General features: G+C 62.7%; 10 protein-coding genes. 9 read left to right on the forward strand and 1 reads right to left on the reverse strand.

All coding sequences use genetic code 11. The features are described 5' to 3' along the window. Positions 1-41 precede the first annotated feature (41 nt). The 9 genes from mrcB to msrQ all read left to right on the forward strand — a co-directional run bounded on the left by mrcB (position 42) and on the right by msrQ (position 9,895). On the forward strand, positions 42-2,363 hold the full coding sequence (mrcB, locus tag ACODS9_RS11485) for a penicillin-binding protein 1B (RefSeq protein WP_489093928.1): 2,322 nt from the start codon (positions 42-44) through the stop codon (positions 2,361-2,363). A 26-nt stretch (positions 2,364-2,389) separates the two neighbouring features. Continuing rightward, entirely contained in the window at positions 2,390-3,169 is a 780-nt protein-coding gene (locus ACODS9_RS11490; protein WP_401112260.1) for a tetratricopeptide repeat protein, read from the forward strand. Further along, positions 3,166-3,498 carry a YqcC family protein gene (locus ACODS9_RS11495; protein WP_367857876.1) on the forward strand — a complete coding sequence of 111 codons (333 nt, stop codon included), beginning with the start codon at positions 3,166-3,168 and terminating at the stop codon, positions 3,496-3,498. The genes ACODS9_RS11490 and ACODS9_RS11495 overlap by 4 nt, the downstream gene beginning before the upstream one ends. 407 nt (positions 3,499-3,905) lie before the next feature. Next, a complete protein-coding gene (locus ACODS9_RS11500; RefSeq protein ID WP_046857681.1) occupies positions 3,906-5,630 on the forward strand; it encodes an acetolactate synthase 3 large subunit in 1,725 nt (574 codons plus the stop codon). A 1-nt stretch (position 5,631) separates the two neighbouring features. Beyond that, positions 5,632-6,123 carry an acetolactate synthase small subunit gene (gene ilvN, locus ACODS9_RS11505; protein ID WP_003250040.1) on the forward strand — a complete coding sequence of 164 codons (492 nt, stop codon included), beginning with the start codon at positions 5,632-5,634 and terminating at the stop codon, positions 6,121-6,123. A 54-nt stretch (positions 6,124-6,177) separates the two neighbouring features. Next, complete coding sequence (gene ilvC / locus ACODS9_RS11510; RefSeq protein WP_038706849.1) at positions 6,178-7,194, forward strand: ketol-acid reductoisomerase; 1,017 nt, start codon at positions 6,178-6,180, stop codon at positions 7,192-7,194. A gap of 150 nt (positions 7,195-7,344) precedes the next feature. Next, entirely contained in the window at positions 7,345-8,196 is an 852-nt protein-coding gene (pssA, locus tag ACODS9_RS11515) for a CDP-diacylglycerol--serine O-phosphatidyltransferase (protein WP_028691215.1), read from the forward strand. A 77-nt stretch (positions 8,197-8,273) separates the two neighbouring features. Further along, positions 8,274-9,287 (forward strand): protein-methionine-sulfoxide reductase catalytic subunit MsrP, encoded by a 1,014-nt coding sequence (gene msrP / locus ACODS9_RS11520; RefSeq protein WP_094012266.1) that lies wholly within the window; start codon positions 8,274-8,276, stop codon positions 9,285-9,287. Then, positions 9,287-9,895 (forward strand): protein-methionine-sulfoxide reductase heme-binding subunit MsrQ, encoded by a 609-nt coding sequence (msrQ, locus tag ACODS9_RS11525; RefSeq protein WP_489093929.1) that lies wholly within the window; start codon positions 9,287-9,289, stop codon positions 9,893-9,895. Before msrP ends, msrQ begins: the two co-directional genes overlap by 1 nt. A 9-nt stretch (positions 9,896-9,904) precedes the next feature. Here the strand turns inward: msrQ and ACODS9_RS11530 are convergent. Further along, positions 9,905-10,088 (reverse strand): hypothetical protein (locus tag ACODS9_RS11530; protein ID WP_489093930.1); only part of this gene is annotated, 184 nt, incomplete at its 5' end.

Raw genomic sequence — 10,088 nt, forward strand, 5'->3', positions numbered from 1 at the left:
GCGTCTGCCCCCCTTTTCCAAAGTGCGTATAATCCGCCGCCATGACTCGTACCCGAAATTCCCGCACCTCTAAAAAACGCCCGACCGGCCGCGCCCGTGCCTGGCTGGGCTGGGCGCTCAAGCTCAGCCTGGTCGGCCTGGTACTGATCGCCGGCTTCGCGGTCTACCTCGACGCCACTGTCCAGGAGAAGTTCTCCGGCAAGCGCTGGACCATCCCGGCCAAGGTGTATGCCCGGCCGCTGGAGCTGTTCGTCGGCCAGAAACTGAGCCGCAACGACTTCCTCACCGAGCTCGATGCCCTCGGCTACCGTCGGGAAAGCGCGGCCAACGGCCCGGGCGCGGCGTCGGTCAACGGCAACAACGTCGACCTCAATACCCGTGGCTTCCAGTTCTACGAGGGCATGGAACCGGCGCAGTTCGTGCGCGTGCGCTTCTCCGGCGATTATGTCGCGGGCCTCAGTGGCGCCAATGGCGGCAAGCTCGACGTGGTGCGCCTCGAGCCGCTGATGATCGGCGGCATCTACCCGAAGAACCTCGAAGACCGCATCCTGATCAAGATCGACCAGGTGCCGCCGTATCTGGTGGAGACCCTGATCGCCACCGAGGACCGCGACTTCTACAGCCACTTCGGCGTGTCGCCCAAGTCCATCGCCCGTGCGGTGTGGGTCAACACTTCGTCCGGCGCCATGCGCCAGGGCGGCAGTACCCTGACCCAGCAGTTGGTGAAGAACTTCTTCCTCACCAACGAGCGCAGTCTCAGCCGCAAGCTGACCGAAGCGATGATGTCGCTGCTCCTGGAAGTGCACTATGACAAGCACGAGATCCTCGAGGCATACCTGAACGAAGTGTTCATCGGACAGGACGGCCAGCGCGCCGTGCACGGCTTCGGCCTGGCCAGCCAGTTCTTCTTCAGCCAGCCGCTGCAGGAGCTCAAGCTGCACCAGATCGCCCTGCTGGTGGGCATGGTCAAGGGCCCGTCATACTACAATCCACGCCGCCATCCCGAGCGCGCCCTGCAACGGCGCAACCTGGTGCTCGACCTGCTCGCCGAGCAAGGCGTGGCCACTCAGGACGTGGTAGACGCGGCGAAGAAGATGCCCCTGGGCGTGACCAAGCGCGGCAGCCTGGCCGACAGCTCGTTCCCGGCCTTCCTCGATCTGGTCAAGCGTCAGTTGCGCCAGGACTACCGCGACGAAGACTTGACCGAAGAAGGCCTGCGCATCTTCACCAGTTTCGACCCGATCCTGCAGATGAAGGCCGAAACCGCCATGAGCGAGACCTTCAAACGCCTGGCCGGGCGCAAGGGCGCCGACGAAGTCGAGTCGGCGATGGTCGTCACCAACCCGGAAACCGGTGAGGTGCAGGCGCTGATCGGCAGCCGCCAGTCGGGCTTCGCCGGTTTCAACCGCGCCATCGATGCGGTGCGGCCGATCGGTTCGCTGGTCAAGCCGGCGGTCTACCTGACCGCGCTGGAACAGCCGAGCAAGTTCACCCTCACCAGCTGGGTGCATGACGAGCCGTTCTCGGTCAAAGGCGCCGATGGCCAGGTATGGCGGCCGCAGAACTACGACCGCCGCCCCCATGGCACCATCTACCTGTACCAGGGCCTGGCCAACTCCTACAACCTGTCCACCGCCAAGCTGGGCCTTGAAGTGGGCGTGCCCAACGTGATCAAGACCATCGCCCGACTGGGCGTGCAGGTCGACTGGCAGGCGTTCCCATCGATGCTGCTGGGCGCCGGCGGCATGTCGCCGATGCAGGTGGCGACCATGTACCAGACCATCGCCAACGGCGGTTTCAACACGCCGATGCGCGGTATCCGCAGCGTGCTCACCGCCGAAGGCGAGCCGCTCAAGCGCTACCCGTTCCAGATCCAGCAGACCTTCGACCCGGGCTCTATCTACCTGGTGCAGAACGCCATGCAGCGGGTGATGCGTGAAGGTACCGGGCGCTCGGTGTACAGCACGCTGCCGAGCTCGCTGACCCTGGCCGGCAAGACCGGCACCAGCAACGATTCGCGCGACAGCTGGTTCTCCGGTTTCAGCCAGGACCTGCTGGCGGTGGTCTGGCTGGGCCGCGACGACAACGGCAAGACGCCGTTCACCGGTGCCACCGGCGCGTTGCAGGTGTGGACCAGCTTCATGAAGAAGGCCGACCCGCTGCCGCTGGACATGCCGCAGCCGGACAACGTGGTGCAGGCCTGGATCGACCCATACAGCGGCCAGGGTTCCGACGGCAGCTGTCCGGGAGCGGTGCAGATGCCGTATATTCGTGGCAGTGAACCGCCCGCAGGCGCCGCCTGTGGCGGCGAGCAGAACCCGGCCGAACAGGTGATGGACTGGGTCAAGGGCTGGATGAATTGAGCGCGAGCTTCTGAAGAGGGTGTGAAGTGAACAAGTGGTGGATTCCTGCCGTGGCGGCAGTGACCGTTCTGCACGGCTGTGCCAGCGTCCCGCGTGGCAACATTCCGGTGGTCGATTCGAGCACCCGGGTCTCCAACAGCGAGCGCGTCGCGGCCAACCGCACGTCGGCCTATCCGACCAGCGGCGGCAGCAGCCAGGCCCAGTCATTGCCGGAAGACTCCGGAGTCACCGTGATGATCCCGCAGGGGACAGGCGGCGCGCCGATCCAGTCGTTCCCGGCAGGCACCGGGCCTGCGCCGATCAGCACCGGCCCGATCACCCCTGGCCCGGTCAGCAGCGGGCCGATCACGACCAACCCCAACCCGATTGCCGACGAACCGTTCGACATCGCTTCGATGAGCAACCCGGCGCCGGTGACCAGTGCCCCGACCGGTATCCCGCGTGGCAACGCCTCCAGTGGCGGCCTGTCGGCCGACGAGCAGCTCGACGGCCCGGTGCTGGCCTTGCTCACCACTGCCCAGCAGCAGCAGGGCAGCGGCGACTTCAACGGCGCCGCGTCGAGCCTGGAGCGTGCCCAGCGCATCGCCCCGCGTGAGCCGCAGGTGTTGTTCCGCCTGGCCCAGGTACGCCTGTCCCAGGGCGATGCGGCGCAGTCCGAGCAACTGGCGCGCCGCGCCCTGACCTACGCCAACGGTCGCCCAGACCTGCAGGCCCAGCTGTGGAACACCATCGCCCAGGCCCGTGAAAAGCAGGGTGACAGCGCAGGTGCCGCCCTGGCGCGGCAGAAGGCGCGGGTCAACCTGTGATGGAACAGCGCATTCTCGATATCGCCGACCAACTGCTGCTGATCGAGCAGGAGCTCAAGGTCCAGGGCTGGTGGAGCGACGCCACCCCCAGTGCCGAGGCGTTGGCCAGCGTGGAGCCGTTCGCGGTGGACCGCATGAGCTTCGAACAGTGGCTGCAGTGGATCTTCCTGCCGCGCATGAAGCTGATCCTCGAGCACGGGCACCCGTTGCCCAACGCCTCGGGCATCCTGGTGATGGCCGAGACGGTGTTCGTCGACCGCCCGGAACAAAGCCGCGAGCTACGGCGTTTGCTCGCAACTTTCGACCAATTGATCGCGCCTTCCGCCTGATTTCTACCGTTTTTCCTTCAAGGGCCGCAGATTGTGGCCCTTTTTTATGGAAATCTTATTTTTCCTGCTGCTGCTCGCGCTATTAGTGGTGGTGAGAATTCATCTTGATGAAAAATTGGCAATAATTTCTCTTGACTTGTGAGCGCCGAATCACAAGAATCCAGATTCCGCTGTAGAGGGACTGCCAGAAGCAGACCCGCTAAGCAGATCATGAGGCGCACACCCGCGCCGACTTGTAACACCCCGCAACGCGTTACCTCGCGCTGGGTGGGAAGGCCCGCAACACACCAGGGTATTCCCAATACTTGCTCAGTCAGTGCTGACGTTCGCTCATGCTCTGCTTGGCAGTAAACCTAATAAGACCCGCTCAGTGAGGGCGGTATTCTGGCGTTTTAGAGGTGAACAACGTGGAGCTCTTATCCGGCGCTGAAATGGTCGTCCGCTTCTTGCGCGACGAAGGCGTTAAGCACATCTACGGGTACCCTGGCGGTGCTCTCCTTCATGTTTACGATGCCTTGTTCAAGGAACCGGAAGTCCAGCACATCCTGGTTCGTCACGAGCAGGCTGCCACCCATATGGCGGACGGTTACGCCCGTGCCACCGGCAAGGCCGGCGTGGTACTGGTGACTTCCGGCCCAGGCGCGACCAATGCCATCACCGGCATTGCCACCGCCTACATGGATTCCATCCCGATGGTCATCCTGTCTGGCCAGGTGCCCAGCACCATGGTCGGCACCGATGCGTTCCAGGAAACCGACATGATCGGTATCTCCCGGCCGATCGTGAAGCACAGCTTCATGGTCAAGCACGCCTCGGAAATCCCCGAAGTCCTGAAAAAAGCCTTCTATCTGGCGCAGTCCGGCCGTCCTGGCCCGGTCGTGGTCGACATTCCAAAAGATATGACCAACCCGGCCGAGAAGTTCGAGTACATCTACCCGAAAAAGGTCAAGCTGCGTTCCTATAGCCCGGCCCTGCGCGGCCATTCCGGGCAGATCCGCAAGGCAGCCGAAATGCTCCTCGCGGCCAAGCGCCCGGTGGTCTACTCCGGCGGCGGCGTGATTCTCGGCGGTGGCTCCGAAGCCCTGACCGAAATCGCCAAGTCGTTGAACCTGCCGGTCACCAACACCCTCATGGGCCTTGGTGGCTTCCCCGGCACCGACCGCCAGTTCCTCGGCATGCTCGGCATGCACGGCAGCTACACCGCCAACCTGGCCATGCACAACGCCGACGTGATCTTCGCTGTCGGCGTGCGTTTCGACGACCGCGTGGTCAACGGCCCGGCCAAGTTCTGCCCGAACGCCAAGATCATCCACATCGACATCGACCCGGCGTCGATCTCGAAGATGATCAAGGCCGACGTGCCGATCGTCGGCCCGGTCGAGAGCGTGTTGAGCGAAATGCTCGGCATCCTCAAGGAAATCGGCGAGCAGCCCGACAAGGCGGCGCTCGATGCCTGGTGGAAGCAGATCGACGAATGGCGTGGCGACGGTGAGCTGTTCCCCTACGACAAGGGCGACGGCAACATCATCAAGCCGCAACAGGTCATCGAGACCCTGTGCGAAGTGACCAAGGGCGATGCCTTCGTCACCTCCGACGTGGGCCAGCACCAGATGTTCGCGGCGCAGTACTACCGCTTCAACAAACCCAACCGCTGGATCAACTCCGGTGGCCTGGGCACCATGGGCTTCGGTTTCCCGGCGGCCATGGGCATCAAGCTCAACTTCCCCGACCAGGACGTGGCCTGCGTTACCGGTGAAGGCAGCATCCAGATGAACATCCAGGAGCTGTCCACCTGCATGCAGTACGGCCTGCCGGTGAAGATCGTCAACCTGAACAACGGTGTGCTGGGCATGGTTCGCCAATGGCAGGACATGTCCTACAACGGTCGCCACTCGCACTCCTATGTCGAGTCGCTGCCGGACTTCGTCAAGCTGGCCGAGGCCTATGGCCATGTGGGCATTCGCATCACCAGCCTGAAAGACCTCAAGCCGAAACTGGAAGAGGCTTTCGCGATGAAGGACCGCCTGGTGTTCATCGACATCGCGGTCGACCGGACCGAGCACGTCTATCCGATGCAGATCAAGGACGGCTCGATGCGTGACATGTGGCTGAGCAAGACGGAGCGTACCTGACATGCGGCACATCATCTCCCTGCTGCTGGAAAACGAACCCGGTGCCTTGTCTCGCGTGGTCGGCCTGTTCTCCCAGCGCAACTACAACATTGAAAGCCTGACCGTGGCGCCGACCGAAGACCCGACCCTGTCGCGTCTGACGCTGACCACCGTTGGCCATGACGAAGTGATCGAACAGATCACCAAGAACCTCAACAAGCTGGTCGAAGTGGTCAAGCTTGTCGACCTGTCGGAAAGCGCCCATATCGAGCGCGAACTGATGCTGGTCAAGGTCAAGGCCACCGGTGCCCAGCGCGCCGAGATCAAGCGCACCACGGATATCTTCCGTGGCCAGATCGTCGACGTGACCGCCAGCGTGTACACCGTGCAGCTGAGCGGCACCAGCGACAAACTGGACAGCTTCATCCAGGCCATCGGCACCGCATCGATTCTCGAAACCGTGCGCAGTGGCGTCACCGGCATTGCCCGTGGCGACAAAGTGCTCAGCATCTAACTTCAAAAATAGCGATGGCTCCGCAGGGGCCGAGATATAACCAGGGGTATTTTCATGAAAGTTTTCTACGACAAAGACTGCGACCTCTCCATCATCCAGGGCAAGAAAGTCGCCATCATCGGCTACGGTTCCCAGGGCCACGCCCAGGCGTGCAACCTGAAGGACTCCGGTGTGGACGTTACCGTCGGTCTGCGTAAAGGTTCGGCCACCGTTGCCAAGGCTGAAGCCCACGGCCTGAAAGTGGCCGACGTGGCCAGCGCCGTCGCTGCCGCCGACCTGGTCATGATCCTGACCCCGGACGAGTTCCAGGGCCAGCTGTACAAGAACGAGATCGAGCCGAACATCAAGAAGGGCGCCACCCTGGCCTTCTCCCACGGCTTCTCGATCCACTACAACCAGGTCGTGCCGCGTGCCGACCTCGACGTGATCATGATCGCGCCGAAGGCCCCGGGCCACACCGTGCGCTCGGAGTTCGTCAAAGGCGGCGGCATCCCTGACCTGATCGCCATCTACCAGGACGCCTCGGGCAACGCCAAGAACGTCGCCCTGTCCTACGCCGCTGGCGTCGGTGGCGGCCGTACCGGCATCATCGAAACCACCTTCAAGGACGAGACCGAAACCGACCTGTTCGGTGAGCAGGCCGTTCTCTGCGGCGGTACCGTCGAGCTGGTCAAGGCCGGTTTCGAAACCCTGGTCGAAGCGGGCTACGCCCCGGAAATGGCCTACTTCGAGTGCCTGCACGAGCTGAAGCTGATCGTTGACCTCATGTACGAAGGCGGCATCGCCAACATGAACTACTCGATCTCCAACAACGCCGAGTACGGTGAGTACGTCACCGGCCCTGAAGTCATCAACGAAGAATCCCGCAAGGCCATGCGCAACGCTCTGAAGCGCATCCAGGACGGCGAGTACGCGAAGATGTTCATCAGCGAAGGCGCCACCAACTATCCTTCGATGACCGCCAAGCGCCGCAACAACGCCGCTCACGGCATCGAGATCATCGGCGAGCAGCTGCGTTCGATGATGCCGTGGATCTCGGCCAACAAGATCGTCGACAAGACCAAGAACTGAGTCTTGCGTCGATAATGAAAAACGCGGCTTCGGCCGCGTTTTTTCGTTTGCGCGGTCAGCTTCTGGTATAAAGCGACCAGTGGCTCGCTGTCAGAACCGTTTTGCAGAGCCCATGTCGAACATATTCCACCCTGTTGCAAGGTACTTTTCATGAGCGAACGTCCCGAAGAGCCGAACAAGCCCTCCGACGCCGAAAGCCTGCTACCTGTCGATGAGCACGTTGAAGAAGGCCACGACGCCGAAGGGCGCAAGGTGCGTCACCGCGGTATCTATCTGCTGCCCAACCTGTTCACCACCGCGAACCTGTTCGCCGGCTTCTATTCCATCATCAGCTCGATGAGCGCGCAGAGCGCCCTGAGCGCGGGTGATCCACGCGAGGCGAGCAAGTACTTCGCCTTCGCTGCCATCGCCATCTTCGTCGCCATGGTCCTCGACGGCCTCGACGGCCGCGTGGCGCGCATGACCAATACGCAAAGCGCCTTCGGTGCCGAGTACGACTCGCTGTCGGACATGGTCGCCTTCGGCGTGGCCCCGGCGCTGCTGGCGTTCGGCTGGGCCCTGGGCGACATGGGCAAGGTCGGCTGGATGGTCGCCTTCATCTATGTGGCCGGCGCGGCCCTGCGCCTGGCGCGCTTCAACACCCAGGTCGGCACCGCCGACAAACGTTACTTCATCGGCCTGGCCAGCCCGGCGGCGGCCGGCGTGGTGGCCGGTACCGTCTGGGCGTTCAGCGACTACGGCATCCAGGGTTCCAAGCTGTCGTTCCTGGTGGCGCTGCTGGTTGCGGCTGCCGGCATGCTGATGGTCAGCAACATCAAGTACAACAGCTTCAAGGAGCTCGACCTCAAGGGCCGCGTGCCCTTTGTCGCGATCCTCGCCGTGGTGCTGGTGTTTGCCGTGGTGTTCAGCGATCCGCCACGTATCCTGCTGCTGATCTTCCTCGCCTATGCTGCATCGGGGCCGATCCAGTTCCTGTTGCGGGCGCGCCGTCGCAAATCCTGACAAGGATTTAATCGCGGAATAACCTGCCGGCTCCATAGTCTTACGTGTACATCAGTTACCCGTACTGTGGAGCCGCCATGCTCATCAAGCTTCCCCGATCCAGCGACTGCAAGTCGTCCGAGATCACCCCCGAAAGTTTCTACCTCTCCCGTCGCAAGCTGCTGGGCGCCAGCCTTGCAGGTGCAGCCCTGGGCGCCTTGCCCCGGTTGGGCGCCGCGGCGGAGGTTTCCCGCTATGCCGATGTCGAGGCGGGCAGCGCGCCAGGCTGGTTCAGCGACAAGCTCGGCGCCACGCGCTGGCAGGCGGTCACCGTCAGCGGCGAGGCGATCACGCCGTTCAAGGACGCGACTCATTACAACAACTTCTATGAGTTCGGGCCCGACAAGGGCGACCCGGCGGCCAATGCCGGCAGCCTGAAGACCGAGCCGTGGAGCCTGGTGGTCGATGGCGAAGTGGCCAAGCCCGGGCGTTATGCGCTGGAGGACTTCGTCAAACCGTACCAGCTCGAGGAGCGCATCTATCGCCTGCGCTGCGTGGAGGCCTGGTCGATGGTGATTCCCTGGCTGGGCTTCCCCTTGGCCGAGGTGCTCAAGCAGGTCGAGCCAACCTCCAAGGCGCGCTATATCCGTTTCGAAACCCTGGAAGACCCCAAGCGCATGCCGGGCCAACGCTCCGGCTTCGCCCTGATCGACTGGCCCTATGTGGAAGGCCTGCGCCTGGACGAGGCGATGAACCCGCTGGCGATCCTGGCGGTGGGCATGTATGGCCGTGAACTACCCAACCAGAACGGCGCGCCGCTACGCCTGGTGGTGCCATGGAAGTACGGCTTCAAGAGCATCAAGTCGATCGTGCGCATCAGCCTGGTGGCGGAGCAGCCTGCGACTACCTGGCAGGGGTTGGCGCCGGATGAGTACGGCTTCTATGCGAACGTCAACCCGACGGTGGACCATCCACGCTGGACCCAGGCCCGCGAGCGGCGCCTGCCCAGCGGGCTGTTCAGCCCCAATGTGCGCGATACGCTGATGTTCAACGGCTATGCCGATGAAGTGGCGTCGCTGTATACCGGCCTCGACCTGCGGAAGAACTATTGATGCGCTATCCGTGGCTGCGCCTGGCGATCTTCGTGATCGGGTGCCTGTTTCCCGTGTGGTGGTTGTATGAGGCAGCCATGGGTTTGCTCGGCCCGGATCCGGGAAAGATCATGGTGGATCGCCTTGGCCTGGGGGCGCTGGTGTTCCTGTTGATCACCCTGAGCATGACACCGCTGCAGCGGTTGACGGGGTGGTCGGGGTGGATCGTGGTGCGGCGGCAACTGGGGCTGTGGTGCTTTGCTTATATAGTGCTGCACCTGACGGCGTACCTGGTGTTCATCCTGGGGCTGGACTGGGGGCAGTTTGGCGTCGAGCTGCGCAAGCGGCCCTACATCATTGTCGGTGCATTGGGTTTTCTTGGCTTGCTGGCGCTGGCGGTCACGTCCAACCGGTTTAGCCAGCGGCGCCTTGGGGCGCGGTGGAAGAAGCTGCACCGGCTGGTCTATGTGATTCTCGGGCTTGGGTTGCTGCACTTCCTGTGGATCGTACGCTCGGACCTGAAGGAGTGGGCGGTGTATGCCGCTATCGGGGGCTTTCTCTTGGTGCTGCGTATACCCCCGGTGTGGCGGCGTGTTCCACGGCTGGTGGGGCGGGGGAGGGCGGCCTGAAATCTTTCTTTAATAAAAGGTTGACGCCCTCTCAGATCCCCTTATAATGCGCCCCACTTCCGACGTAGTCGAAACGCAAAACCTGTTGTTAATCAATAAGTTGAGTGTTTCAGGTAGTATCGGAAGTGCTTCGATCACCAGATCGGCAGCGGTGAAAAAGGCAGTTGACAGCAGGTTGTAACGCTGTATGATT

The organism is Pseudomonas sp. FG36 (genome assembly GCF_057809275.1).

What these genes read in the sequence shown, in the direction of transcription:
- mrcB (WP_489093928.1), top strand. Translation starts at nt 42, where the DNA reads ATGACTCGTACCCGAAATTCCCGCACCTCTAAAAAACGCCCGACCGGC.
- ilvN (WP_003250040.1), top strand. Translation starts at nt 5,632, where the DNA reads ATGCGGCACATCATCTCCCTGCTGCTGGAAAACGAACCCGGTGCCTTG.
- msrP (WP_094012266.1), top strand. Translation starts at nt 8,274, where the DNA reads ATGCTCATCAAGCTTCCCCGATCCAGCGACTGCAAGTCGTCCGAGATC.
- ilvC (WP_038706849.1), top strand. Translation starts at nt 6,178, where the DNA reads ATGAAAGTTTTCTACGACAAAGACTGCGACCTCTCCATCATCCAGGGC.
- msrQ (WP_489093929.1), top strand. Translation starts at nt 9,287, where the DNA reads ATGCGCTATCCGTGGCTGCGCCTGGCGATCTTCGTGATCGGGTGCCTG.
- pssA (WP_028691215.1), top strand. Translation starts at nt 7,345, where the DNA reads ATGAGCGAACGTCCCGAAGAGCCGAACAAGCCCTCCGACGCCGAAAGC.